25 protein-coding genes and 1 riboswitch are annotated in these 24870 nt (G+C 69.4%); of the genes, 15 read left to right on the top strand and 10 right to left on the bottom strand.

What is annotated here, in order from left to right; all coding sequences use genetic code 11:
• Window positions 1–228: 228 nt before the first annotated feature.
• Window positions 229–1455, bottom strand: coding sequence for a patatin-like phospholipase family protein (locus tag AC1ECW_RS11220; RefSeq protein WP_481201852.1), 1227 nt, complete (start codon window positions 1453–1455; stop codon window positions 229–231).
• Between the two features lie 61 nt (window positions 1456–1516).
• On the bottom strand, window positions 1517–2128 hold the full coding sequence (locus AC1ECW_RS11215; protein ID WP_409710259.1) for a TetR/AcrR family transcriptional regulator: 612 nt from the start codon (window positions 2126–2128) through the stop codon (window positions 1517–1519).
• A 228-nt stretch (window positions 2129–2356) separates the two neighbouring features.
• On the opposite strand from AC1ECW_RS11215, the gene AC1ECW_RS11210 reads away from it, so the two are divergent.
• The 4 genes from AC1ECW_RS11210 to AC1ECW_RS11195 all read left to right on the top strand — a co-directional run bounded on the left by AC1ECW_RS11210 (window position 2357) and on the right by AC1ECW_RS11195 (window position 7296).
• On the top strand, window positions 2357–3928 hold the full coding sequence (locus AC1ECW_RS11210; RefSeq protein WP_481201851.1) for an inorganic phosphate transporter: 1572 nt from the start codon (window positions 2357–2359) through the stop codon (window positions 3926–3928).
• 77 nt (window positions 3929–4005) lie between these two features.
• A complete protein-coding gene (locus AC1ECW_RS11205) occupies window positions 4006–4452 on the top strand; it encodes an SH3 domain-containing protein (RefSeq protein WP_409707798.1) in 447 nt (148 codons plus the stop codon).
• A gap of 86 nt (window positions 4453–4538) precedes the next feature.
• On the top strand, window positions 4539–5414 hold the full coding sequence (gene htpX / locus AC1ECW_RS11200; protein WP_409707801.1) for a protease HtpX: 876 nt from the start codon (window positions 4539–4541) through the stop codon (window positions 5412–5414).
• A gap of 61 nt (window positions 5415–5475) precedes the next feature.
• Window positions 5476–7296 carry an aminopeptidase P family protein gene (locus AC1ECW_RS11195; RefSeq protein WP_481201850.1) on the top strand — a complete coding sequence of 607 codons (1821 nt, stop codon included), beginning with the start codon at window positions 5476–5478 and terminating at the stop codon, window positions 7294–7296.
• A gap of 6 nt (window positions 7297–7302) precedes the next feature.
• Here the strand turns inward: AC1ECW_RS11195 and AC1ECW_RS11190 are convergent, their stop codons facing one another.
• Genes AC1ECW_RS11190 through AC1ECW_RS11175 form a run of 4 tightly spaced genes read right to left on the bottom strand, consistent with a single transcriptional unit; the run spans window position 7303 to window position 10720 of the window.
• Window positions 7303–8190 carry a class I SAM-dependent methyltransferase gene (locus AC1ECW_RS11190; RefSeq protein ID WP_481201849.1) on the bottom strand — a complete coding sequence of 296 codons (888 nt, stop codon included), beginning with the start codon at window positions 8188–8190 and terminating at the stop codon, window positions 7303–7305.
• Complete coding sequence (locus AC1ECW_RS11185) at window positions 8187–9263, bottom strand: glycosyltransferase family 4 protein (RefSeq protein WP_481201848.1); 1077 nt, start codon at window positions 9261–9263, stop codon at window positions 8187–8189. The genes AC1ECW_RS11190 and AC1ECW_RS11185 overlap by 4 nt, the downstream gene beginning before the upstream one ends.
• Window positions 9264–9265: 2 nt before the next feature.
• Window positions 9266–9691, bottom strand: coding sequence for a 6-pyruvoyl trahydropterin synthase family protein (locus tag AC1ECW_RS11180; RefSeq protein WP_409707813.1), 426 nt, complete (start codon window positions 9689–9691; stop codon window positions 9266–9268).
• A gap of 21 nt (window positions 9692–9712) precedes the next feature.
• Window positions 9713–10720 (bottom strand): zinc-dependent alcohol dehydrogenase, encoded by a 1008-nt coding sequence (locus tag AC1ECW_RS11175; protein ID WP_409707816.1) that lies wholly within the window; start codon window positions 10718–10720, stop codon window positions 9713–9715.
• 27 nt (window positions 10721–10747) lie between these two features.
• Here AC1ECW_RS11175 and AC1ECW_RS11170 point away from each other — a divergent pair, with 27 nt between their 5' ends.
• The 3 genes from AC1ECW_RS11170 to AC1ECW_RS11160 all read left to right on the top strand — a co-directional run bounded on the left by AC1ECW_RS11170 (window position 10748) and on the right by AC1ECW_RS11160 (window position 12470).
• A complete protein-coding gene (locus AC1ECW_RS11170) occupies window positions 10748–11563 on the top strand; it encodes a CDP-alcohol phosphatidyltransferase family protein (protein WP_409707819.1) in 816 nt (271 codons plus the stop codon).
• Window positions 11560–12165: a YceI family protein gene (locus AC1ECW_RS11165; protein WP_409707822.1), complete on the top strand. Its 606-nt coding sequence runs from the start codon at window positions 11560–11562 to the stop codon at window positions 12163–12165. Before AC1ECW_RS11170 ends, AC1ECW_RS11165 begins: the two co-directional genes overlap by 4 nt.
• A gap of 62 nt (window positions 12166–12227) precedes the next feature.
• A complete protein-coding gene (locus tag AC1ECW_RS11160) occupies window positions 12228–12470 on the top strand; it encodes a hypothetical protein (RefSeq protein WP_409707825.1) in 243 nt (80 codons plus the stop codon).
• On the opposite strand, the gene AC1ECW_RS11155 is transcribed toward AC1ECW_RS11160, so the two are convergent.
• Window positions 12446–13225, bottom strand: a complete 780-nt coding sequence (locus tag AC1ECW_RS11155; RefSeq protein WP_481201847.1) for an FkbM family methyltransferase — start codon at window positions 13223–13225, stop codon at window positions 12446–12448. The two genes, AC1ECW_RS11160 and AC1ECW_RS11155, sit on opposite strands and share 25 nt — an antisense overlap.
• 47 nt (window positions 13226–13272) lie before the next feature.
• On the opposite strand from AC1ECW_RS11155, the gene AC1ECW_RS11150 reads away from it, so the two are divergent.
• The 3 genes from AC1ECW_RS11150 (at window position 13273) to metW (ending at window position 15951) form a co-directional block, all read left to right on the top strand.
• Window positions 13273–14118 (top strand): metallophosphoesterase, encoded by an 846-nt coding sequence (locus tag AC1ECW_RS11150; protein ID WP_481201846.1) that lies wholly within the window; start codon window positions 13273–13275, stop codon window positions 14116–14118.
• Window positions 14115–14190: riboswitch (SAM riboswitch) on the top strand. Its footprint overlaps the gene before it by 4 nt.
• Before the next feature lie 40 nt (window positions 14191–14230).
• Window positions 14231–15370: a homoserine O-succinyltransferase MetX gene (gene metX / locus AC1ECW_RS11145; protein ID WP_409707481.1), complete on the top strand. Its 1140-nt coding sequence runs from the start codon at window positions 14231–14233 to the stop codon at window positions 15368–15370.
• Window positions 15367–15951 carry a methionine biosynthesis protein MetW gene (gene metW, locus AC1ECW_RS11140; protein WP_409707478.1) on the top strand — a complete coding sequence of 195 codons (585 nt, stop codon included), beginning with the start codon at window positions 15367–15369 and terminating at the stop codon, window positions 15949–15951. The genes metX and metW overlap by 4 nt, the downstream gene beginning before the upstream one ends.
• Window positions 15952–15955: 4 nt before the next feature.
• Here metW and AC1ECW_RS11135 read toward each other — a convergent pair whose 3' ends face one another.
• On the bottom strand, window positions 15956–17524 hold the full coding sequence (locus tag AC1ECW_RS11135) for an ABC transporter substrate-binding protein (protein WP_481201845.1): 1569 nt from the start codon (window positions 17522–17524) through the stop codon (window positions 15956–15958).
• Window positions 17525–17603: 79 nt separating this feature from the next.
• Between AC1ECW_RS11135 and AC1ECW_RS11130 the strand changes: the two genes are divergently transcribed.
• The 4 genes from AC1ECW_RS11130 to AC1ECW_RS11115 all read left to right on the top strand — a co-directional run bounded on the left by AC1ECW_RS11130 (window position 17604) and on the right by AC1ECW_RS11115 (window position 21851).
• Window positions 17604–19475 carry a sensor histidine kinase gene (locus AC1ECW_RS11130; protein WP_409707472.1) on the top strand — a complete coding sequence of 624 codons (1872 nt, stop codon included), beginning with the start codon at window positions 17604–17606 and terminating at the stop codon, window positions 19473–19475.
• 106 nt (window positions 19476–19581) lie between these two features.
• A complete protein-coding gene (locus tag AC1ECW_RS11125) occupies window positions 19582–20226 on the top strand; it encodes a DsbA family oxidoreductase (protein WP_409707469.1) in 645 nt (214 codons plus the stop codon).
• Window positions 20227–20234: 8 nt separating this feature from the next.
• Window positions 20235–20825 carry an IMPACT family protein gene (locus AC1ECW_RS11120; protein ID WP_409707466.1) on the top strand — a complete coding sequence of 197 codons (591 nt, stop codon included), beginning with the start codon at window positions 20235–20237 and terminating at the stop codon, window positions 20823–20825.
• 60 nt (window positions 20826–20885) lie between these two features.
• Window positions 20886–21851: a recombination-associated protein RdgC gene (locus AC1ECW_RS11115; protein WP_409707463.1), complete on the top strand. Its 966-nt coding sequence runs from the start codon at window positions 20886–20888 to the stop codon at window positions 21849–21851.
• 4 nt (window positions 21852–21855) lie between these two features.
• Here AC1ECW_RS11115 and AC1ECW_RS11110 read toward each other — a convergent pair whose 3' ends face one another.
• Together AC1ECW_RS11110 and AC1ECW_RS11105 are read right to left on the bottom strand one after the other, a co-directional pair.
• Window positions 21856–22566: a VC0807 family protein gene (locus AC1ECW_RS11110; RefSeq protein WP_409707460.1), complete on the bottom strand. Its 711-nt coding sequence runs from the start codon at window positions 22564–22566 to the stop codon at window positions 21856–21858.
• Between the two features lie 31 nt (window positions 22567–22597).
• The gene (locus AC1ECW_RS11105) at window positions 22598–23848 is read right to left on the bottom strand and encodes a CaiB/BaiF CoA transferase family protein (protein ID WP_481201844.1); all 1251 of its coding nucleotides are present in this window, start codon (window positions 23846–23848) and stop codon (window positions 22598–22600) included.
• Window positions 23849–23910: 62 nt separating this feature from the next.
• Between AC1ECW_RS11105 and AC1ECW_RS11100 the strand changes: the two genes are divergently transcribed.
• On the top strand, window positions 23911–24783 hold the full coding sequence (locus tag AC1ECW_RS11100) for an alpha/beta hydrolase (protein WP_481201843.1): 873 nt from the start codon (window positions 23911–23913) through the stop codon (window positions 24781–24783).
• The last annotated feature ends 87 nt before the right edge of the window (window positions 24784–24870 follow it).

Genomic DNA, 24870 nt, shown 5'->3' with positions numbered 1-24870 from the left:
AACTCTCCAACCAGGGCGCCGCCTCGATCTGGCGGCGCTCACGTGTTTCGGGTTTGCGTAGGGGTCAGGGTCGGTCACCGTCTCACCCCAACGCCGCCGGCGGCAACCACCGGCCACGCCGTTACAACGCGCGGGCCCGGGTTGGAGTGGACGGCCACCGAGGCTGGGGGCTGTCCAAAGAAGTCTCCGTGATGGAACCGGGGCCGATTATGGCACCGCTTCATGACCTCAGGGGCGCGATACGCTGCGCGCGTCGAAGAAGGCTTCGAGCTGCGCGCGCCGCGCCCAGGCATCGGCATGGCCCAGCTCGATGAGCGAATGCACGAAGGGCGGCTCGAACAGCAAATAGCTGGCCAGGGCAGCGCCGGCCGCCTGGGTGCCGCCCAGCATCTTGAGCAGGCCGAACACCGGCTCGGGCAAAGCCCGCACATGGGCCAAGGCCAAATCGTCCAGCGAACGCGAGGGCTGGATCGCCAACACCTGCACCGCCCGGTAAGGCCAGGGCGCGGCCGAGCCGCCCCGTTGCGACCAGCGCTTCAAGCCGGCATTGACACGCTCGGCCTGCTCGACATCGGCCTCCAGCGTGTCGTGAAACACACTGGCCATGGCATGGGTGGCGATCTGCGCCAGCGACGGATAGCTCCCCGGCGCTGCAGCAGCCGCGCCCAGGGCGCCGCGCTCGGGTTGGCCCACCCCGATGGCCAGGATGCGCGTGGCCCCCAGGTTGAAGGCCGGCGACAACGGAGCGGTCTGGCGCATCGAGCCATCGCCGAAATACTCGGTGCGTCCCTCCACCTCCAGGGGCACGGCGGGAAACAGGTACGGGATGGCCGCCGACGCCAGCAGGTGCTCGGGCCCGATGACTTGCGAGCCCGCGCGGCGGCCGGGGCGCCGCCACGCCGGCCGACGCCAGCGCTCGCCGGTTTGGAAAAAAGTCCAGTGCAATCCACTGGTGTAACTGGAGGCAGTCACGGCCCAGGCCTGCAAGTGCCCCTGGGCCAAGGCCTGCGCAATGCGTGCAGGGCGCACCACCCGGCCGAGCAAGGCCGCCAGCGGTGCCGGGTCGAGCAGCCAGCGCGGCAGCCGACGCAACAACCACGCCGGCGAGATCAGGCCGGCCCAGCGCATCCCCGGCGTCATCCGCCACGGCTGGACCCGGTAGACCTGATCGGCGTGCAAGCCCGTCCACAAGCGCGCCAGTCGATCCACCGCCACCGCCCCCACCGGCGCTTGGTCGGCCAGGCAGGCGGCGTTCAGCGCGCCGGCCGACGTGCCCACCAGGATGTCGAACCAGCCCCCGGTGGGCGAGCCCAGCAATTCGGCCAGCCCCTGCAACACCCCGACCTGGTAGGCCGTGCGGGCCCCGCCCCCCATCAACACCAAGGCGGTGCGCGGCGCAGCGGCCTGCTCGTCCGGCGCATCGAGCAAAGAACCAAAAGCAGTGCCCAAAGTCATGGCACCAATTGTGCGCAGCGGACCACGCCAGCGAACACTCACATTCCCTAAGTGCGCGGTTTCACTGGCACTTGTACGTCGAAATCAGTCGTTGGTAGGCGTCCCAGGTGCGCTCGGCGGCCTTGCGCTCGCGCAGGAAATGCAGGTCGTGGAAGTAGCCAAGCATCAGCGTGTTCATCTCCCACACGAGTTGGGCCGGCTCGGTCTCGGGGCGCAGATGCCCCTCCTCGATGGCCTGCAAGACCGTGCGCGCCAGGGTCTTGCGCCAGCGCGCCACCCCGGCGCGCACCTTTTTGCGCAGCGGCGACTCCATCGGGTGCAGGTCGAAAGCCGCCACCGCATGCAGCGAGCCGGCCATGGACCGGCGGCCCACGCCGCGGCCAATCCACAGCTCCATGATGCGGTCCAGCCGGGGCAGGCCGCGCGGGGCCTGCAACGCCGGCAGGAAGACGTGCTCGGCAAAGAGCTGCTCGTAGCGTGCCAGCACCAGGTCCTGCAGGTTCTCCACCGAGCCGGTACGCACGAACACCCCGCTCTTGCTGATGCCCAGGCGCTTGGCCACCTCGCCCAGCGACATGCTGGACAGCCCCTGGGTGATCGCCAGCTCCAGCGCAGTGTTGACGATGGCGCTGAGCGTGCGCTCGCTCTTTTTCTTCGGGATGGGTTCGGTCATGGCGTGGCGGGCCGGTCCCCGGCCATGCCGGACTGCACAGCGAAACGAGGCCCGGTGAAAAGCCGTGATGGTACGCGCCTGCGCCGCCGCCGTGGGGGGGCCGGTGGCCGCCCGGCCCCGGGCCCCTCTGCCCCGAACGGCAGGGGGAGCCTGGTGCTTCAGCGAGAATCGCGCCTGTCACGAAACCGTCATCGTGGCGTCATCTGCCCGTCTGCCGGGCCCTGCGACATGGAATTCAAGAACATCGCCAAGATCGAGAAGGCCACCCGCCGTGGCCGCAACGACTCCTTCCGGCTGGGGGTAGGCCTGCTCTTTGCTGTGGGCATCTTGCTCTACACCAGCCTGTCTCTGGGGGTGAGCGGCCCCCATGCCACCTTGCTGGTGGCCGCCAGCGTGATCGGCGGCTACATGGCGATGAACATCGGCGCCAACGACGTGGCCAACAACGTCGGCCCGGCCGTGGGCTCGCGCGCCATCTCGATGGTGGGCGCGCTCCTCATCGCCGCCGTCTTCGAAGCCGCCGGCGCGCTGATCGCCGGCGGCGACGTGGTCAACACGATCCAGAAGGGCATCATCCGCCCCGAGGCCATCGGGGGCACCGACCGCTTCCTGTGGCTGATGACGGCCTCGCTGCTGGCCGGCGCGATCTGGCTGAACGTGGCCACGGCCGTGGGCGCGCCGGTGTCCACCACGCATTCCGTCATCGGCGCGGTGCTGGGGGCCGGGGTGGCCGCCGGCGGCGTGAAGGCGGCCAACTGGGCCCAGCTGGGCGAGATCGCCGCGAGCTGGGTCATCTCGCCGGTGCTGGGCGGGCTGATCGCCGCCGCCTTCCTTTACTGGATCAAGCACAGCATCGTCTTTCGTGACGACATGGTCGGCGCAGCGCGGCGCACCGTGCCGGTGCTGATCGGCCTCATGACCTGGGCCTTCTCGTCCTACCTGATGCTCAAGGGCCTCAGTCGCGTGTGGAAGGTGGATTTCCCGCTGGCCCTGGCGATCGGTGCCGGCCTGGGCCTGGCCGCCTGGGGCCTGGTGCGGCAGTGGGTGCAGGTGCGCGCCACAATGCTGCCCAACACCCGCGAGGGCATCAACTCGCTGTTCACCCTGCCGCTGATCTGCGGCGCGGCCCTGCTGAGCTTCGCCCATGGCGCCAATGACGTGGCCAACGCCGTCGGCCCGCTGGCGGCCATCGCCGAAGCGGTGCGCACCGGCGCAGTCTCCGGGCAGGCCAGCATCCCGCTGTGGGTGATGATCGTCGGCGCGGCAGGCATCTCGCTGGGCCTGCTGCTCTACGGCCCCAAGCTGATCCGCAAGGTGGGCAGCGAGATCACCGAGCTCGACCAGATCCGGGCCTTCTGCATCGCGATGTCGGCAGCCCTGACCGTGATCGTGGCCTCGCAACTGGGCCTGCCGGTGAGCTCCACCCACATCGCCGTGGGAGCGGTGTTCGGCGTGGGCTTCCTGCGTGAGCACCTGCAGCGGCGCCAGGCCCATGCCCTGGAGTTCATCCGCAGCCAGCACGCGGATGCCCCGGACGGCGTGCTCGAGCGCTACCTCGAGGAGTTCTCGCGCGCCAGCGTCGAGAAGAAACGCGACATGCTCGCGCAGCTCAAGCGCCGCACGATCGGCACCGAGCTGACCAAGTTCGAGCGCAAGACGCTGCGCAAGGTCTATCGCGAAGAGCTGGTCAAACGTTCCGAGCTGGTGAAGATCGCCGCGGCCTGGGTGATCACCGTGCCCGCCTCGGCGCTGCTGGCGGCCATGCTGTATTTCATGATTTTCGGAATGGTCAACGCCTGAGCCAGACCGTCGAAGGGAACCTCGGACGCAAAAACGGCACTATGGCGGGTCATCCCCACCACAAGGAGCCTGCCGAGATGATCCGACTCTCGTCCCTGCTTGCCTGGCTGGCTGCGGCCGCTTTCGCCGTGCCCGTAGCGGCCCAGACCATGGTCAGCATCAACCGGCCCGAGGTGAACCTGCGCGCCGGCGCCGGCACCCAGCATGAAGCACTGTGGGTCGTCCGCCACGGCTATCCCCTGCAAGTCACCGGCCGCCAGGGCTCCTGGCTCAAGGTGCGTGACTTCGAGAATGACGAGGCCTGGGTCTACCAAGCGCTGACCAGCCGCACGCCGCATCATGTGGTGAAGGTGGGGACCGTCAACATCCGCAGCGCACCTTCCACGCGCAGCCGCATCGTCGGCCAGGCCGGGTACGGCGAGGTGCTGCGCACGCTGGAAAAGCGTCCGTCCTGGGTGCGCGTGCGCCAGGAGGACGGCGGCGTGACGGGCTGGGTGGCCCGCCACCTGCTCTGGGGCTGGTAGGCCAGGCCCCCCCGGGAAGCCCGATCCCGGTGCATCATGGAGGCCATGCCGATGCCACCTGATTCCCGTTCGAAGGAAGGACCCCGATGAAACGCATCCTGCTGTTCGTGATGACCAACCTGGCCGTGATCGTCGTGCTGGGCATCGCGGCCAACGTGCTGGGCCTGAACCGCTTCCTGAGCGCCCAGGGCCTGGATCTGGGCGCCCTGCTCGGCTTTGCGGCGCTGATGGGCTTCGGCGGCGCGCTCATCTCGCTGCTCATCAGCAAGCCGGTGGCGAAGTTCAGCACCGGCGCGCAGGTGATCAACGACTCGCCCGACCCCACCCACCAATGGCTCGTCCACACCGTGCGCCAGTTCGCGCAGCGAGCCGGCATCGGCATGCCCGAAGTGGCGATCTATGAAGGCCCGCCCAACGCCTTCGCCACCGGCGCGTTCAAGAACTCGGCCCTGGTGGCCGTCTCCACCGGTCTGCTGCACAGCATGACCCGCGAGGAGGTGGAGGCCGTGATCGGCCACGAGGTGGCCCACATTGCCAACGGCGACATGGTGACGATGACGCTCATCCAGGGTGTGATGAACACCTTCGTCGTTTTCATCTCGCGCGTGGTGGGCTACGTCGTCGACCGCGTGGTGCTGCGCAACAACAGTGACCACCCGGGCATCGGCTATTACGCCACCACCATCGTGATGGACCTCCTGCTGGGCATCCTGGCGGCGGTGATCGTGGCCTGGTTCTCGCGCCAGCGCGAGTTCCGCGCCGACGCCGGTGCCGCACAACTGATGGGCCGCAAGCAGCCCATGATCAACGCGCTGGCCCGCCTGGGCGGGCTCGACCCGGGCGAGATGCCCAAGCAACTGCAGACCATGGGCATCAGCTCGCGACCGACGGGCTTCATGGCCCTGCTGTCGAGCCATCCGCCCATCGAGGAGCGCATCCGCGCGCTGCAGCAGCAGCCCTGAGCCCGGGCGGCGGCGCGATGCGACTCCCTAGAATCGGCAGCGTCGACTGAAAGGCCCTGTCATGGACACCCTCGCCCCGCCCCAGGCCGCCGTGCGTGAGCGCATCGCCCGGCTGCGCGACGCCCTCGACCAGCACGGTGTGGACGCCGTGCTGGTGCCGTCGAGCGACCCCCACCTTTCGGAATACCTGCCCGAACGCTGGAAGGCCCGCGAGTGGCTGAGCGGTTTCACCGGGTCGATGGGCACGCTGGTGGTCACACGCGACCACGCCGGGCTGTGGGCCGACAGCCGCTATTGGGTCCAGGCCGAGGCCCAGCTCGCCGGCACCGGCATCGTGTTGATGAAACTCTCCAGCGGCGCGAGCACCCAGTACATCGACTGGCTGGCCACCCACCTGCGCGCAGGCCAGACCCTGGCCGTGGACGGCGAGATCCTCGCACTGGCCGCCTCACGCGCGTTGCGCGCGGCCCTGGAGCCCCGCGGCATCCGCGTGCGCACCGACCTGGACCTGCCCGGACGCATCTGGCCGGACCGGCCCGCCCGGCCCACCCCCCCGGTCTACGAGCACCGTGCGCCCCAGGCCCCGCTGGGACGCGGCGACAAACTCGCCGCGCTGCGCCGCAGCCTGCGGGCCCAGGAGGCGCAATGGCATGTGCTGTCCACGCTGGACGACATTGCCTATCTCTTCAACCTGCGCGGCGCGGACGTGTCGTACAACCCGGTGTTCGTCGCCCATGCCCTGGTGGGGCTGGAGGCGGCCACGCTGTTCCTGGACCTGCCCAAGGTTGACGAGTCCCTGCGCCGCACGCTCGAGGCCGACGGGGTGCGCCTGGCCCCCTATGAGGAGGCCCCCTCCGCACTGGCGGCGCTGCCGGCCGGCACCACCGTCTTGATCGACCCCCGGCGCATCACGCTGGCCCTGCGCGAAGCCCTGCCCGCCACGGTGCGCGTGATCGAGGCCACCAACCCCACCACACTGGCCAAGTCGCGCAAGACCCCGGCGGAGGCCGACTTCATCCGCGCCACGATGGCGCAGGACGGTGCCGCACTGGCCGAGTTCTTCGCGTGGTTCGAGCAGGCCCTGGCGCGCGGCGAACGCCTGACCGAGCTCGACATCGACGAGCGGCTCACCGAGGCGCGCGCGCGGCGCGAGGGCTTCGTCAGCCCGAGCTTTGCCACGATTGCCGGCTTCAACGCCAACGGCGCGATGCCGCACTACCGCGCCACGCCGCAGTCCCACGCCGTGATCGAGGGCACGGGATTGCTGCTGATCGACTCGGGCGGCCAGTACCTGGGCGGCACGACCGACATCACCCGTGTGGTGCCGGTGGGCACGCCCACGGCGGCCCAGCGGCGCGACTTCACGCTGGTGCTGCGGGCGATGATGGCCCTGTCGCGTGCGCGCTTCCCTCGCGGCATCCGCTCGCCGCTGCTCGACGCCATCGCACGCGCGCCGCTGTGGGCCGAGGGGCTCGACTACGGCCACGGCACCGGGCATGGCGTGGGGTACTTCCTCAACGTGCACGAAGGCCCCCAGGTGCTCAGCGTGCATGCACCAGCCGAGGCGCACACCGCGATGGAGCCGGGCATGATCACCTCGATCGAGCCCGGGCTGTACCGCCACGGCCAATGGGGCATCCGCATCGAGAACCTGGCGATGAACGTCGAGGCCGGCCGCACCGAGTTCGGTCAGTGGCTGGCCTTCGAGACGCTCACGCTGTGCCCGATCGACACGCGCTGCATCGAGCCCTCGCTGCTGCACGAGGATGAGCGCACCTGGCTCGATGCCTACCACGCCATGGTGCTCGAACGCGTGGGCCCGCTGGTGCATGGCGCAGCCGCGGACTGGCTGACCGAGCGCACCCGGCCACTGCCGCGCTGAGCCGCCTCAGCGCCAGCCCACCACCTCGGTGTGACCGATGTGCAGCGACAGCCTGCCCGCCTGCGCCTGCCGCCGCGCCGCCCAGGCGCGGAAGGTGGCGGCCTGGGCGGGCTGCTGTTCGCAGGCCGCCGCGCGGATGCCCTCGATCAGGGCCCGACGCAGGGCCGTGGCGGCGGGGCCGTCGAGCCGCCAGTCCGACGCCGTGGTGGTCACGCGATAGCCGGCATCGGCCAGCCTTTGGGCCAGCACCTGCGGGGCCCGTGGGCCCAGGGCCAGGCCGAAGCCCTTGTCGCGGCCTTGGTGGGCACGAAAGGCGGCCTCCACCACGGGGTCATCCGGGTCGTCCGGGGCCCAGCGGTCGCGGCCGTCGACACCCAGGGCCATCCACAACGCGGCGCCATGAGCGCGGCTGGCCGCCACCAGCCGCTGCAGCCAGGCCTCGGAGACGAGATCGATCAGCGCCGAGGCGGTGAGGAGCTGCACGCCCTGCCACGGCAGGCGGTCGAGTTCGGTGGCGAGGTCCAGGCGCCGGGCCTGCCAGCGCACCTGCCAGAGGCCTTGCGCGCAGCGCAGCGTTCCACTGCGCCCGCCAGCGTCGACATGACTGGCATGGCCTTGCAGCTGCGCCCACTGCTGCAGCGTCACGGGCAGGGCGTCGAGCAGCGCCGGGTCGTGGTCGACGAGGGTCCAGTGTTGTTCGCCGCCGAATTGCGGCGCGAGCTCGCGCAGGTTGGCGCCTGTGCCGCAGGCGAGGTCGAGCACGCCCAGGGGGCCGCCGGCAGGGCGCAGGCCACCGGCCAGCGCGGCGGCGTCGAGACGGTGCGCCGCGGCTTGGCGGGCGGCGTGGTCCCAGGGCTCGCGCAGGGCCAGCCAGTCGGCCGAGAACCCGCTCATGGCCGCACACCCACCTCGAGCAGCAGCCGGGCCATCCGTTCGACCGCCTGCTCCCAGCGAGGCAGGCGGTCGCGCGCCTGCAGCGCCCCTGCCGCGAGCTTGGCGCGCAGCCGGGGGCTGGTGAGCCAGCGGTGCAGGGCCTCCCGCAGAGCGCGCACGTCGCCGGGCGGCACCATCAGGCGGGCCGGCTCGGGTACGGTCTCGGGGCTGGCGCCACCGCTGGTGCACACCACCGGCAGGCCGCGGGCCAGGGCCTCGGTGTAGACCATGCCGTAGCCTTCGTACCACGAGGGCAGCACGAACAGATCGGCCCCGGCGTACAGCGCATCCAGCGCCTCGTCCTCGACCACACCGGCCAGGTGCACGCGGCCGGTCAGCCGGTGGCGCTCGAGGGCCGAGCGCACGGCCTGGGTGGCTTCAGGGTCCCGGGTGGTGCTGCCGGCGCACACCAGCTCCCAAGGCAGGTCGGTCAGACCGGCCAGGGCGTCGATGAGCTCGGCCTGGCCTTTGCGCACGCTCAGGCTGCCCACACACAGCAACCGCGGCACACCGCCTTGCGCCAGGGAGCCGGTGGCCACGGCGGCGGGAGCGACACCGGGTTCGATCACCTCCACGCGCCCCGGGGTCACGCCCCAGCCCTGGCGGCCAGGGGCGGTGAGGGTGCGCGCCGTGGTGGGGCTGGTCACGACGATGCGCCGGGCGTGCGACAGCGCACGGGCTTCGCTGTCGCGCAGCACGGCCTGATGCTCGGGCCACAGACCGGTCTCCAGCGCGAGCGGGTGGTGGACGATCGCCACCCAGCGCAGGCGCAGGGCATGCTCGGCCGCCAGTGCGGGCAGCGCACCGAAGGCCAGGCCGTCGGCCAGCACGCATTCACCGTCGGGCAGCGCGGCCACGGCCCGCGTCGCCTCCCGTTCGGCGGCTTCGGTGGGCCACGGGTAGTGGCCCGGCAGGCTCAGCACGTCCACGCGCCAGCCGGCTTGCCGCAGGCCGCGCACGAGGGCGCGGTCGTAGCGGTAGCCGCCGGTGGGCGTGTCGAGATCACCGGGGATGAGCAAGGTGCAGCCGGGCACGATCAGGCCTGCAGCGCGGTGCGGGGCAGGGGCAGTGCGGCCTCGTAGGCGGCCCAGGCCACGTGGGACTCGTGCAGTGTCACCTTGGCGTGGGTGAGGCCCAGGGCATGGGCCCCCAGTTCACCCCGGGCGATGCGTTCGGCCACGCGGTCGAAGACCACGCGGGCAAGGAACTCGGTGGTGGTGTTGCGCCCTCGGAAGGCGCTCTCCTCGTCGAGGTTGCGGAAGTTGAGCTCAGACAGGATCTCGCGCAGCACCGTGGTGGCGCGGCCGATGTCCACCACCACGCCATCCGCATCGAGCTCGGGACGGCGCAGTTCCAGATCGACGACATAAGTGGCGCCATGCAGGCGCTGCGCGGGGCCGAAGACGGCACCCTGGAAGCTGTGGGCGATCATGAAGTGATCGCGGACGTTGACGCTGTACATGGACAAGCAGGCTTTCGTGGGTCAGTCGTAATCGATGCGGTGGCACAGCACACCGCGGGCATCGTGCGCGAGCTGCTTCAGCACCTCGGGCAATTGCGTGAAGGGGGCGTGGTGGGTGATCAGCGCATCCAGGCGGTCGTCGGCCAGCAGCGCCAGCGCACGCTCCAGGCGCCGCCGGTGGGTCCAGCGTGCGCGCATGGGCGCAGCCACCTGGCCCACCTGCGAGCTGCGCAGCACCAGCCGTTGCGCATGGAAAGCCTGGCCGAGCGGAAGTTCCACCGCGCGCGTGCCGTACCAGCTCAGTTCCAACACGGTGGCCTCGAAGCCAGCCAGGGCCAGGGCGGTGCGCAGGCCGGCCGGCTGGCCGCTGGCATGCACCACCAGGTCGGCGTCGCCGCGGGCGGTCTCGGGCGAAGCAAAGCCCAGGCCCAGGTGGGCGGCCACGCTGGCGCGGGCCGGGTCGATGTCCACCAGCTCCACCTCGCAGCCGGGCGTGCGCGCAGCCAGCCAGGCCACCAGCAGGCCCACCACCCCGCCGCCCACCACGCTGATGCGCCCGCCGGGCGGCGCGGGCGCGTCCCACAGCGCGTTCAGCGCGGTTTCCATGTTGGCGGCCAGCACGGCGCGCGCCGGCGGCAGGCCTTCGGGCAAGGGCAGCACGGCCTGCGCCGGCACCACGTAGCGGCTCTGGTGCGGGTACAGGCAGAACACCGTGCGGCCGATCAGGGCTTGCGCACCGGCCTCCACCACACCGACACTGGCATAGCCATACTTGAGCGGCGCCGGGAAGTCGCCGGCCTGGAAGGGTGCGCGCATGCGATCGTGCTCGGAGGCCGGCACTTCGCCGCGGAAGACCAGGGTTTCGGTGCCGCGGCTGATGCCGCTGTGCACGGCGCGCACCTGAACCTCGGCGGCGCCGGGCGCTCGAACGGGTTCGGGCCGCAATTCGGCCCGCCCCGGCTCGGCAACCCAGCAGGCCCAGGCCGGTGCGGTGTCGAGGAGGCGCGCTGAAGAAGGATGGGAAGGCATAGCCGCGAGCATCTTATGTCGGAGACGATGGACACAGGCACACCAGGGACGTCGGCACCCGCAAGCGCGGGGGCCGAAGCCTTGCGGCGCGACGCCCATCGCTCGCTGCTGGCGGGCGCGGCGCTGGTGGTGGTGACGGGCTGGGGCCTGCACGCGGCCTGGCCTTCGCTCTTTGGTGCGGGCTATGCAGGCAAGGCCATCGCCGTGTACGGGATGGCGGCCGGATTGCTGTTGCACGGCCTGCGGCATCACCGCAATGCCCACGGCGAGCTGCACCGTCGCTTTGGCGCGGCCAACCAGGTGAGCCTGCTGCGGCTGGGCATGCTGGCGATGCTCGCGGCCCTGGTGGGCGAAAGCGCGGCACGTGCCGGCAGCTCCGGTGCCGAGGCGCTGGGCTGGGCCGTCGTCGTGTGGGCCACGGTAGGGGCCGTGCTGGATGCCGTCGATGGGCCGCTTGCGCGCCGCAGCGGCCTGGCCAGCGAGTTTGGCGCGCGCTTCGACATGGAAACCGATGCGGCCCTGATGCTGGTGCTGTGCCTGCTGATCGTGCAATTCGGCCAGGCCGGGCCCTGGGTGCTGGCCGCCGGCTTGATGCGCTATGCCTTCGTGGCCGCCAGCTGGGTGTGGCACTGGCTTGCGCGCCCGCTGCCGCCGAGCATGCGCCGCAAGACCGTGTGCGTGGTGCAAATCGTCACCCTGATCACGGCCCTGGGCCCCATCATTGCCCCGGCCGCGGCCGCGCTCATCGCCGGCGCGGGCCTGGCCCTGCTGGTGTATTCCTTTGCCGTCGATGTGCGATGGCTGGCCCAGCGACGTCACCTTCCCCTGGAGAACGCACCATGACCCTCCCCTCCTTGCATCGGCGCGCCTGGATGCTGGCCGCCTCGTTGCTGTTCCTCACCGGAGGCGCCGCGGCCCAGGCTCCCCGCTACGTGCTCGACGCCGAACACCTGTCCATCGGCTTCCTGGTCGACCACATCGGCTACGCCAAGGTGCTGGGCCTGTTCCGCGAGGCCAAGGGCTCCTACCGTTTCGACGAAGCCACCGGCACGCTCAGCGACGTGCGCATCGAGGTGGCCACGGAAAGCGTCTTCACCAACCACCGCGCGCGTGACAACCACCTCAAGGGGGCGCAGTTCCTCAACGTGAAGGAGTACCCGACGATGGTCTTCACGGCCGACAGCGCCAGACGCGTGGGCGAGCGCCAGTACGAGATCACCGGCCAGCTCGAGCTGCTGGGCCAGCGCCAGCCGCTCACGCTGCGGGCCACCTGGAATAAGAGCAACACCTACGAGATCCCCGGCCAGGGCCGGCCCTATGTGATGGGGGTGTCGGCGCGCGGCAGCTTCAAGCGCAGCGCCTACGGGATGAACTACGCCGTGGCCAATGGCTGGGTGGGTGACGAGATCGAGCTGATCATCGAGTTCGAAGCGCGCCGCCAATGACGGGGGCAACCCACGTTCTACCGCCACCACGAACTGCAGGCCGCGCTGGCCGAGCCCGTGTCGTGGACGCGGCCCACCGAGGCCTGCCTGCAGCAAGCGATCTGCGCAACCACGCACCGGCCGACCTGCTCACGATCGTCGTGGGCGACCACCCGCCCATCGCCAGCGTGACCGGCCCGAATGCGTCCTCGGACGTGCCGGTGCACCTCATCAGCCGCGATGCCGCCCTGTTGCTGCGCTTCGAGGCGGCGGGCTTCGTGCCGGGCCTGGAGCCCTCGGCTCACAGGCTCGGGCCGCCCGCCTGAGCGCCGGCCTGCCCGTCGAGCCGAGCGAGGATGTCGCCCGAAGGCGCGTCGTCCCCTAGGCTGCGCAGCCAGGCCCGCATCGCCTCGGCTTCGAGCGCGGTCTCGGGCTGCAGCCGCAACTGCTCACCCACACTCCATTGGTAGCGATAGCGCCCCAGTGCTTCCAGCCGGTCGATGCAGCCCAGGGCCAGGTCGCGCACGGGGGCCAGGAACTCGAAGGACAGCGCCGGCACCGGCTGGCTCAGTCCCTTCAGCACCTCCAGCTCGAAGCCTTCGACGTCGATCTTGATGAAGTCGGGCCGGCCATGCTGCGCGATCAAGGCGTCGAGCGTGGTCACCGGCACCACCGGCCCCGGCGACCAGCGCACCCCCTGGAAGGACGCGGTGGCGCCCGCACGCTGCGCCCAGTCGGCCGACAGCGTGCTCACGGTGGGCGTGGCCTCGCTGGCCAGCAACTGCGCCTGACCGGGCTCGCGCCCCAGGGCCACCGGCAGCACCGTCACGCCCGCATCGCGCGCGAACCAGCGCGACAGCAGCGCCACGAAATCGGGCTGCGGCTCCACCGCCACCACCCGCGCGCCCAGCGCCCGAAAGGCCCGCACCCGGTTGCCCGCATGCGCCCCCACATCGAAGGCCAGCCCGCCAGCCGGCACCACGGGCGCATAGAAGCGCCGCAACTGCGCCGCCCGCCACGGAATGCCGTGGTAGATCGCAAGGGAGCGCAGGAGGCCGAAGGTGCGGGCAAGCCGGGGCATACACCGGCATTGTGCGCGAGGGACGGCACAGGCCCTAGACTGGCGTGATGCGCCTGCAACTGCTGTCTGACCTTCACCTCGAAAACGACCCGGGCTTCGTGCCCCAGGCTGCGCCGGGCGCCGACCTGCTCGTGCTGGCGGGGGACATCGGCTCCTACCAGGCCGGCTCGCGCCTGGACGAACCCGACTTCGGCCTGCGGCGCTTTTCGCCGCGTCACGGCCCGTGGCGCACCGTGCTCTACGTGCCGGGCAACCATGAATACGACGGCCTGGAACACGACGATGCCCACGCCCGGCTGCGTGACGCCTGCGAACGCCTGGGTCTGACCTGGCTGGAACGCGAGACGGTGGTGATCGACGGCGTGCGTTTCGTGGGCACCACGCTGTGGACCGACTTCGAAGCCCTGGTGGACCCGCGGGCCGACGTGACCCGCCAGCGCCAGCAGCGCGAGAAGGCCCACCGCGCCGCGAACTTCTACCTGCGCAAACACACCAGCCTGCGCCAAGGCCGGCCCCGCCTGGCCGATGACTTGGCCGACCTCGGGCGCGCATGCCAGCGCTGGCTGCGCGAAGCTCTGGCCACCCCGTTCGACGGCCCCACGGTGGCGGTGACGCACTTTGCGCCTTCGCTGCGCAGCGCCGACCCCCGCTATGGCCTGGTGCCGGGCACGGCGGGCTTTTGCAACGCGCTGGACGAGCTCCTGCCCCACACCCGGCTGTGGATGCATGGCCATCTGCACTGCCCGGTGGACTACACCGTGGAAGGCATCCACGAGGGCCGCCCCTGGCGCTGCCGCGTGGTGGCCAACCCGCTGGGCTATGCGCACAAGGGCGAGCAGGCAGGCTTCAAGGCGGACTGGACGGTGGACGTGCCCGCTGCCGCTATACTTTGAGGCACAGCGCCGATTTGTTCCGGCTTGCGGGCGCTTTAGAAATGCAGCTAAAGGGGGCACGGCGACCCGGCCTCACCTTCAGCGTGATGCCGGGTTTGTCGTTTTGGGCCCCATGACTTCACGATCGATCGGACACGTCGTCCCGCAGTCCCTGCACTTTGCCGAGCCGCTGCCGCTGCGCAGCGGGGCGAAGCTGGCTGATTACACCCTCGTCTACGAGACCTACGGCACGCTCAATGCCAGCAAGAGCAATGCCGTGCTCGTGTGCCATGCGCTCAATGCCTCGCACCACGTGGCCGGCACCTACGAAGGCCAGGAGCGCAGCGAAGGCTGGTGGGACAACCTCGTGGGCCCCGGCAAGCCGCTGGACACCGACCGCTTCTTCGTGATCGGCGTGAACAACCCCGGCTCGTGCTTCGGCTCCACCGGACCGATGCACACCAACCCCGCGACCGGCCAGCCCTATGGCGCCGACTTCCCGGTGGTGACGGTGGAGGATTGGGTCGATGCCCAGGCCCGGCTGCTCGACCGTCTGGGCATCGATCAACTGGCCGCGGTGATGGGCGGCAGCCTGGGCGGCATGCAGGCCCTGGCCTGGACGCTGCGCTACCCGCAGCGCGTGCGCCACTGCATCGCCATTGCCACCGCGCCCAACCTGTCGGCGCAGAACATCGCCTTCAACGAAGTGGCGCGCCGCGCCATCATCACCGACCCCGACTTCCATGGCGGGCACTACCAGCGCCATGGTGTGGTCCCCAAGCGCGGCCTGCGCGTGGCCCGCATGATCGGCCACATCACCTACCTCAGCGACGACGTGATGGAGCAGAAGTTCGGCCGCCAGTTGCGCGCCGCCGAGCTGGGCTACAGCACCCAGGAGATCGAGTTCCAGATCGAGAGCTACCTGCGCTACCAGGGCGACAAGTTCAGCGAGTACTTCGACGCCAACACCTATTTGCTGATCACTCGCGCGCTCGACTACTTCGACCCCGCCGCCGAGCACGGCGGCGACCTCACCCGCACGATGGCCGTGGCCCAGGCGAAGTTCCTGGTGGTGAGCTTCACCACCGACTGGCGCTTTTCGCCGGCGCGCTCGCGCGAGATCGTCAAGGCCCTGGTCGACAACCGTCGCGAGGTGAGCTACGCGGAGATCGACGCCCCTCACGGGCACGACGCCTTCCTGCTCGACGATGCGCGCTACCACGGCGTGGTGCGGGCCTACTACGAGCGCATCGCGAAGGAGGTGTCGGCATGAGCGAAAGGAAGGACCTGGAGCTGATCGCCGAATTGGTGCCCGCGGGCTCGCGCGTGCTCGACCTGGGCTGCGGCACCGGCGAGCTGCTGGCGCTGCTGCGCGACCGCAAGGGCTGCACCGGCTATGGCGTGGAGATCGACGATGCCAAGCTGCTGGCCTGCGTGCAGCGCGGCGTGAACGTCATCCAGCTCAACCTCGAGGAGGGGCTGGCGATGTTCGAGGACCAGAGCTTCGACGTGGTGCTTCAGCTCGACAGCCTGCAGCACATCCGCAACACCGAGACCATGCTGCGCGAGACCGCCCGGGTGGGCCGCATCGGCATCGTGAGCTTTCCCAACTTCGCGCACTGGCCCAACCGCCTGCAGGTGGCTCTGGGCCGCATGCCGGTCACGCGTGTGCTGCCCTACGAGTGGTACGACACGCCCAACATCCGCGTGGGCACCTATGCCGACTTCGAGGTGCTGGCGCGCAAGAACGGCTTGCAGGTGCTCGATGCCTTCGGCATCCAGGCCGGCCGTGTGGTGCGGCGCCGGCCCAATCTGCTGGCCAGCGTGGCGGTGTTCAAGTTCACGCGCGGCTGAGGGCTCAAGGCGGCTTCAGGTAGCCGGATTGCTGCATTTGGGAGCGCACGAGGGTTTGCGCCCGGGCCAGCTGATCGGCCACTGGCAGGCGCTGTGGCGGCAAAGTTTGCGACAGCAAATACCCCACGGCCGTTCCCAGCGCTTGGAACTCGGGGATGCCCACCCACTGGATGCCCACGTAAGGCACGGGCAGGACGCTGGGCTTGCGCGGATCGGCCGTTTCCAGCGCCGATTTTTCAACCAGCGCATGCGGGAAGCGGGCGATGAAGCCCGGTTGCTCGTACAAGCCCCGGCGCACCCCGGCAGGCACGGCCGACCAGCCCAGCTCACGCGCGGCCAGTCGCTGATAGTCCGTCGATGTCGCCCATTCGACGAATTGACGCGCCAGCTGCGGATGACGGCTGCTCGCCGGCACTGCCAAGGCCCAGATCCACAGCCATTGAGACCCTTCGATGTGTTGGCCCACCGGCGCCGCCGCATACGACACGCGTCCGGCTACACGTGACAACTCGGGGTTTTCCAGCGTGTAGCCGGCCACCGTGGCATCCACCCACAACGCGCAACGCCCCGCAGCGAACAGTGAGAGGTTCTCGTTGTAGCCATTGGCCACGGCATCGGGTGGGCCGTAGAGCGTGAGCAACTCCTGGTAGCGCGTGAGAGCCGTTTGCCACGCCTCGGACGTCAACTGGGGCTGCCATCGCAGATCGAACCAGCGTGCCCCATGGGTATGCGCCATCGTGGTCAGCAAGGCCATGTTCTGACCCCAACCGGGTTTGCCGCGCAAGCACACGCCGTAAATCCCCTGATCCGGCCGGTGCAGACGGGACGCCCACAGGCCGATCTCCTCCCAAGACGGCCGATCGTTCCACGGCAAGCCAGCGGCGCCGAGCAAGTCGCGCCGCACCATGGTCATGGTGCTTTCCGCATAGAACGGCAGCGCGATCCAGCCCCCCTCTTGCTTGAGCGACCGGCGCACGCTGGGCAAGATATCGTCTTCGTCATAGGACACCGAGGGCTGCAGGCGTGACAACCACGGCTGCCCGGCCCAGGATTGGGCCTCGTAGTTGCCCAGCGTGACCACATCGAACCGGCCTTCGCCTTTGATGACATCGCGGCTGACGGCCTGTCGCAGTTGGTCCTCATCCAAAGTCACCCAGCGCAAACGCACTGCCGGATGGGCCGCCACGAAACGGCTGCTGAGCCGCTGCAGCTGCAACATGTGCTGATTGTTGACCGTGGCGATCACCAGCTCCGTCGGCCGCTGAGCCTTCGGCTCTGCCAGTGATGTCTGGGCTGCACTGCCGAGCATCAGCGCGGCCCACACCGACAGGACCGCCCCGATACGCGGCTTGTCAGAGCGGCGGCACAGGCCGTATGCTGCGCGTGCTGCCTGTGTCGCCGCCAGGCAGGCAGGCCAGTGCGCAGTGGCTGGTTCGGCAGGGCAGGCTTGCGGCATCACGGTGAACGGCAGGCGGGTCGAGGCGGCGCGGGGGACCATCGTATCCAAGCTCCACCTGGCTTCGCAACGCAATGGCTCGGGGTCAAGGATGAGTGGCATTGGGCGGCCGATCAATCGGGTCGATCCCCGTTACAGCGTGCGCGCACGCATCGCTTGGGTGGCCGCGCTATGTGCGGTAGGCTTCGCATTGGCGATGTCGGCCGCTTTGTGGCTGGACCAGCGGGCCCGGACCACGCAAATTGTCCAACGCGCGGTTGATCAGCAAGCCCAGCTTTACAGCAGCGTCTTGCGTCAGGCCATCGCACAGCAAACCGAATCCTTGGCGGGATTGGCCGCCTTGCCCGATCTGGCCAGCGGCTTGATGGATTCGCACTTCGTGCGCTTGAAGCTGGAGCAGGCCCGTGTTTACTTTCCTCCGGGGACGCAGTGGTTGGCCTGGATCGGTGCTGATGCCCGGGTGCGGGCTGCCACGGGGCATTTGCTTGAAGGGGAGAAAGCTGCCTTTGCCGCGGATCTTGATCCGGAGGCCACGGTCTGGGTCCGTGCCCCGCGCCGCGTGCCCGAGCTGGAGCCTTACCTGCCGCTCGATTCCCAATCCCGATCGCCTTTGTTGATGGCGGTGGGAGTAGCCATCGTGGGGCCCGATGGCCGCTCGCACGGGCACCTGATCAGTTTGGTCGATTGGGATCGCGTGGGTCGTTACCTGATCCCCCTGGCGGACGACGCGTCCTCGGAGCGGCGGGTGTTGTTGGTTTCTGACGAGGGCGATATCTTCGCCGCTCCGTCCGATTTCGACCCGAAGCGGTGGTCGGCCCGCATTTTTGCCTCCTTGCCGCCGTCGTCTGCCCCGCATCTGGCCGAGTGGCCCCAGTGGGGCCGGCAATGGACAGCCTCGGCCCCGGTGTATTGGGGCGCCAATGGTCAGACCTCGCTGGGGCGGGTGGTGCTCTTGTACGACACCCAACGCGGCTGGGCGGCCACACCGGCATGGTCGTGGCGTTGGATCGGCGTGGCAGTGGCAGGCATGGGCTTGTTGACGTGGGGCATGTGGTGGATCAGCGGGCGCTTGACGCGCCGGCTCGATCAACTGTCCGCTGCAGCGCAGCGATACCGGCATGGCCAGTCGCCCCAGTGGCAGCCGCCGCGCGAGGTGTTCGATGAAATCGATGTGCTGGCCGACGCTTTGGCGCAAATGCACGCAGCCTTGCGCGAGCGTATCGAGGAGGTCATGCAACATCGTGACGAGCTGGAGCAACGGGTGCGCCAGCGCACCGAAGAGCTGCAAGCCGCCAAACAGCAAGCCGAACAAGCCAACGTGGCCAAAGGCCGCTTCGTGGCGATGTTCAGCCACGAGATCAGAACGCCGATCAATGCGATCATCGGCGTCTCTTACATGCTCCAGCATGGCCTGGCCGGCGAGCAGCGCGACCGGCAATTGCGCATGCTGGATGAAGCGGCCCGGCATTTGCTGGACATTGTCAACGACGTGCTGGACCTGTCCAAGATCGAAGCGGGCATGTTCAAGTTGGCCGATGAGGTGTTCGATTTGCACGAGGCGCTCGGCAGCGTGGTGTTGATCATGGAACCCAAGGCGCACGCCAAGGGTTTGCGGTGGGAACACGACTACGCCGGGGTGCTGCGGGCGGTGCGCGGAGACGCGGTGCGCATCCGGCAAGTGGTGCTGAACCTGGTGTCCAATGCGATCAAGTTCACCGATCAGGGCTTCGTCGCCTTGAACGTCGAAGAGCGCGATCGCAGCGAGCAATCCGTGACGCTCAGCATCCGGGTGCGCGACAGCGGGCCAGGCATGAATGAGCAACAAGTCGCCCGCCTGTTCCAACCCTATGTGCAGGTGCATGAAGGCAGCGATGCGAATCGCCCCGGCACGGGTCTGGGCTTGGCCATCACCCGCATGCTGGTGCAGCAAATGGGAGGCGAGATCGGCGTGCACAGTCAACCGGGGCAGGGCAGCACATTTTGGTGCACGGTGCGGCTGGCCCGCGCCCACCTGAACACGCAGTTCGGCGAGCCCAGCCCGGTCTCGCAAGCGCATACCGCTTCGTAGTTCATGGCGGCTCGCATGGCGAGCCCGCCGCTTCAACGACCTTCGAGCCGGTGGGGCAAGATGCAGCCTCGTTGCATCGACCCCGAAGACTTGGACAATCTCGGACATGAGAATCGACTTCGTCTCCGACATCGTCTGCCCCTGGTGTGCCATCGGCCTGAGCGCCCTGGAACAGGCCCTCGAACGCCTGGGCCCGGGTGTGGCGGTGAGCCTGCATTTCCAGCCTTTCGAGCTCAACCCCGACATGCCGCCCGAAGGCCAGGACATTGGCGAGCACCTCGCGCAGAAGTACGGCCTCACGCCCGAGCAGGTGGCGGCCAACCGCGAGATGATCCGCCAGCGCGGCGAGGACGTGGGCTTCACTTTCCGCATGGATCCACGCAGCCGCATCGTCAACACCTTCAACGCCCACCGCCTGCTGCACTGGGCGGGCGAACAGGGCGGCGATGCCCAGCACCGCCTCAAGAAAGCCCTGCTGGGCGCCTACTTCACTGAAGGGCAGAACCCGAGCGACATCGCCGTGCTGCTGAGCGTGGCAGGGGCGGTGGGCCTGGACGAAAGCCGTGCGCGGCAGATCCTGGAGGGCGACGACTACACCGAGGCCGTGCGCGAGCGGCAGCGCTTCTACGCTGAGCAAGGCATCCGCGCCGTGCCCTCGGTCATCCTCAACAACCGCCACCTGATCCAAGGCGGCCAGCCGGTCGAGGTGTTCGAGCAGGCCCTGCGACAGGTGGCGGCGGCTGAAGGCTGACGCGCGTCATGCTCTGGTCCCTGGCGGCGGCGGCACACAGCGAACTGCTCATCAAGAAAAGCCGCTTTCTCGGCTGCGTGGAGCCCGTGCCCGATCGCGCAGCGGCCGTGGCGCGTGTGGCCGCGCTGCGGGCCGAACATCCCGGTGCGGCCCACGTGTGCTGGGCTCTGATGGCCGGCGGACAGTCGGCCGCGCACGACGATGGCGAGCCCGGCGGCACCGCGGGCCGCCCGATGCTGGAGGTGTTGCGCCATCACGAGCTGGACGGCGTGCTGGCCACCGTGGTTCGCTACTTCGGCGGCGTGAAGCTCGGGGCCGGCGGGCTGGCGCGCGCCTACGCCGACACCGTGGCCCAAGCACTGCTGCGGGCCGAAAAGGTGGCCGTGCAGCGGCGCGTGCACCTGGCCTGTGCCTTGCCCTATGCGCTGGAAGGCCTGGTGCGGCGCGAGTTCGAGGCCGTTGGCGGTACCCTGGTCAGGGTCCGCCACGGCGATGAGGTGATGCTCGCCTATCAGCTGTTCGAGCCTGCCGCGAAGACTGTGCGCGAGCGGCTGGCCGAATTGGGCCGGGGCCGTATCCACTGGTTACCCGGGGATTGAGCGCCGATGCGTGGACAATGCGCCCTTTTGCCCCGATGTCGGGGTGTCAGAGGGTGGTCCTTGTTCAAGAACCTGAGCTTGTTTCGCATCGGGGCCGCGTGGTCGGCCTCGTCCTCGCAGGTGGAAGACCTGCTGCAAAAGGATGTGTTCCTGCCTTGCGGGGCCTCGCAGCCGCAGTCGGCCGGCTGGGTGCCGCCGCGCGGGCAGGCCCATGGGCCCTTGCTGGAAGTGGTCGACGGCCAATGGGTGTTGCGCCTGAAGATCGAGCGCAAGCTGCTGCCCGGCTCGGTGGTGCGCGAGCGAGCCGACGAGATCGCGCAAGGCATCGAGCACAGCACGGGCCGCAAGCCCGGGCGCAAGCAAATGAAGGAGCTGCGCGAGCAGGCCATGCTGGAACTGCTGCCCCAGGCCTTTACGCGGGCCTCGGCCCTGTGGGTGTGGATCGATCCAGCCCGGCACCTGCTGGCCATCGACACCAGCAGTGCGGCGCGCGCCGAAGAGGTCATCACGCTGCTGGTGAAGGCCCTGCCCGGTTTCGAGGTTCGCCAGATCCACACGGCCCAGTCGCCGCAGGCGCTGATGTCGGACTGGCTGGTGAGCGGCGAGCCCGCAGCCGGTTTCACCGTGGACCGTGAATGTGAGCTCAAGTCGGCCGACGAGATGAAGTCGGTGGTGCGCTATGCCCGCCACCCGCTCGACACCGACGAGGTGCGCGCGCACATCCAGGCCGGCAAGCAGCCCACACGGCTGGCGCTGACCTGGGCCGAGCGTGTGTCCTTCGTGCTCACCGAAGGACTGCAGCTCAAGCGGCTGGACTTCCTGGACGGCGTCTACGAAGGCCGCCCCAGCGTGGGGGCTGACGAAGCCTTCGACGCCGATGTGGCGATCGCCACCGGCGAACTGCGCCGCCTCATTCCCGACCTGATCGAGGCCTTGGGCGGCGAGCAGGAACCCGGTGTGACGGCGGCCGCGCCGGCCTCGGTGCTCGACACCACGCCCGCCGAGGCCGAGGCCGCGCCCTGGTGAGCGCTCAGCCCTGCTTCGCCGCTTCCTCGCCGTGGTGGAGCATCTCGGTGAGCTTCAGGCCGGTGAGCGCCTTGGCACCCTGCACCAGGTAGTACAGCACGCCGGCCATCATCAGCATCGAGGGCAGGGCGATCATCGGGTAGCTCACGAGCGTGAGCCGCCCGAGCTCTTCGTTGAAGGCCTCGGTGCCCGAAGGGCTGGTGACGATCCAGCGCGCCAGGAGGTAGTTCATCACCGACGAAAACGCGAAGGTGCCGGCCACCAGCAGCGTGCCGGTGCGCAGCCGCGCTTCAAAGGCCTCCACATGGCCGCGTTCTTGCAGGTGGCGGTGCACACGTTGCACGTCGAGCACGGTGTCGTTGTAGACCAGCGCGCGGATCAGCGGCGTACGCGTGAAGGCCGAGGCGAACACCACCAGGCCGATGATCCCTGGAACGGCCGCTTCCTTGACGGCCAGCCACTGGGTGTCGAGCTGCATCAGCCCGATGCCGCCGGTGAGCAGCGTGCTCACCAGGCCCAGGGCCGCGATCCAGCTCAGGTGACGGTTGCGGATGCCGTCGTACAGGCCCCAGCCCAACGGGAAGGCCAGCGCCAGCACCAGCGCCCGCACAGGCCCCAGGTCTTCGGCGCCGCTGAACCTCATCAGGATCACCGCCGGGATCACGATGGCGATCACGACTTCGAGCAGCGGGGAGGTCTGGCGCTTGGGTTTCATCGGGAATGCTTCAGGACACGACCCTCATAGCTTAGCCGCCCGAGGCAGATGCCCCACCGTCGTGCAGGGAGATCACCCCCGCCTCGCGCAGCGCCTCGATCTCGCCGTCGCGATAGCCCAGCTCGTGCAGCAGCTCGCCACTGTGCTCGCCGATGGACGGCGGCGCGCGGCGCAGGGGCAGGCGTTGGCCGTCGAGGGTGAGCGGCAGCAGGGGCACGACGGTGTCGATGGCCAGGCCGCCGCCTTGGGTGTCGGCTGCCAGGCGCACCGGGGCCAGACCGCCGGTGGCCCGCAGATGCGGGTCGTCGAAGAGCTCGTGCGGGCGCGTGATGGGTGCAAAGGGCAGGCCGTGGGTTTCGAAGCGATGCGCGATCTCCTCGGCCGGCAGTCCGGCCAGGTGCTCGCGCAAGCGCGGGATCAGCCAGTCGCGCGCTCGCACGCGGTCGTTGTTGCTGCGCAGGCGCTCGTCTGCGGCCAGCGCCTCCAGGCCGAAGGCCGCGCAGAAGGTGGCCCATTGCGCGTCCGACACCACGGCCAGGAAGATCTGCCCGCCGTCCTTCACGGTGAAGACGTCGTAGATGCCCCAGGCCGAGATACGTGCGGGCATGGGCGCAGCCGGCTGCCCCGTCACCGCGAACTGCATCATGTGCTGCGCCACGAGGAAGACGTTGTTCTCGAAGAGCGCGGCCTGCACTTCCTGGCCACGACCGGTCTTTTCGCGCTGGGCCAGCGCGGCCATCGCGCCCAGCGCGCCGAAGAGGCCGCCCATGATGTCGTTGACGCTGCTGCCCGCGCGCAGCGGCTGCCCCGGCGGGCCGGTCATGTAGGCCAGGCCCCCCATCATCTGCACCACCTCGTCCAGCGCCGTGCGGTGCTCGTAGGGGCCGGGCAGAAAGCCCTTGTGCGACACGTAGACCAGCCGCGGGTTCAGCGCCGAGAGCGCGGGGTAGTCGAGCCCCAGCGCCGCCATGGCGCCGGGCTTGAAGTTCTCGCAGAACACGTCGGCGCCGGCCACGAGGCGCAGCAGCACCTCGCGCCCGCGCGCGTCCTTCAGGTCCACCGCAAGGCTGCGCTTGTTGCGGTTGAACATCGCAAAAAAGCCCGCACCCGAGCCCAGCAGCCGGCGCGTGGGGTCGCCGCCGGGCGGCTCGATCTTGATCACGTCGGCGCCCAGGTCACCGAGCAGCAGGCCGCAACTCGGGCCCATCACCATGTGGGTGAGTTCGACCACACGCAGCCCGGCACAGGGCAGCACAGTGTCAGGGGCGTCCGTCGGGTTCATGGGGCTGGACAGTCGGGGGCCATGCAAGCATAGTCCAGCCGGGTCCACTGCTCACGCACACCATGACGAACGCCTCCACCGCCACCGTGTCCACGCTGTCGGCCTACGACGGCACGCTGCTGAGCCTGCGCACCTGGCCGGCCCCTGAGGGCCGCGTGCGCGCCACGGTGCTGATCGTGCACGGGCTGGGCGAGCACAGCGCACGCTACGAACACGTGGCCACGCGCCTGCGTGACTGGAGCTTCCAGGCCGTGGGCTACGACCACCGCGGCCACGGCCTGTCGCTGGGCCCGCGCGGCAGCCTGCAGAAAGACGACGACCTGCTGACCGACCTGGCCACCGTGATCGACCGTGTGCGCGAGCAGCACCCCGGGCCTTTGGTGCTCTTCGGGCACAGCATGGGCGGGCTCACGGTGGCGCGCTTCGTGGCGGGGGAGCTGCGCCCGGTCGATGCGGTCATGCTGTCCTCGCCGGCGCTCGACATCGGCCTGTCGACCTTGCAGCGCGGGGCCCTCAAGGCCAGCTACAGCCTCACACCCACGCTGCAACTGCCCAACGGCCTGGACGTCAGCGGCATTTCGCGCGACCCGGACGTGGTGATCGCCTACAAGAACGACCCGCTGGTGCACGACAGGATCACGCCGCGCCTGGTGCACTTCATGCTGACCGGGGGCGAGTTCGTGCGCGCCCGGGCCTCGCTGTGGAAACACCCCACGCTGCTGATGTGGGCCACCGCCGACCGCCTGGTGCGCCCGGCCGGCAGTGCGACGTTTGCAGCGCTCACACCGAAGGACCTGGTGCAGGCGCATCCTTTCGAGGGCTACTTCCACGAACTGTTGAACGAGCCGCTGCAGGCGCGCGAGCGGGTGTTCGACACGATGCGCGGCTGGCTGGACGAGCGTTTTCCGCGCGACTCCGGGCCGCTCCCGGGATAGTTCACACCTGAAACATCCCCGGATAGGCATGTCCAGGGTTGCCGGCCTACACTGTGCGGATTCCTCCTGACGTCGTTTCAAGGAGCC

The sequence above is a fragment of the Caldimonas hydrothermalis genome (assembly GCF_056746695.1).
Note: the sequence above shows the minus strand (reverse complement) of the source record. Positions and strands in the feature narration are given on the sequence as shown.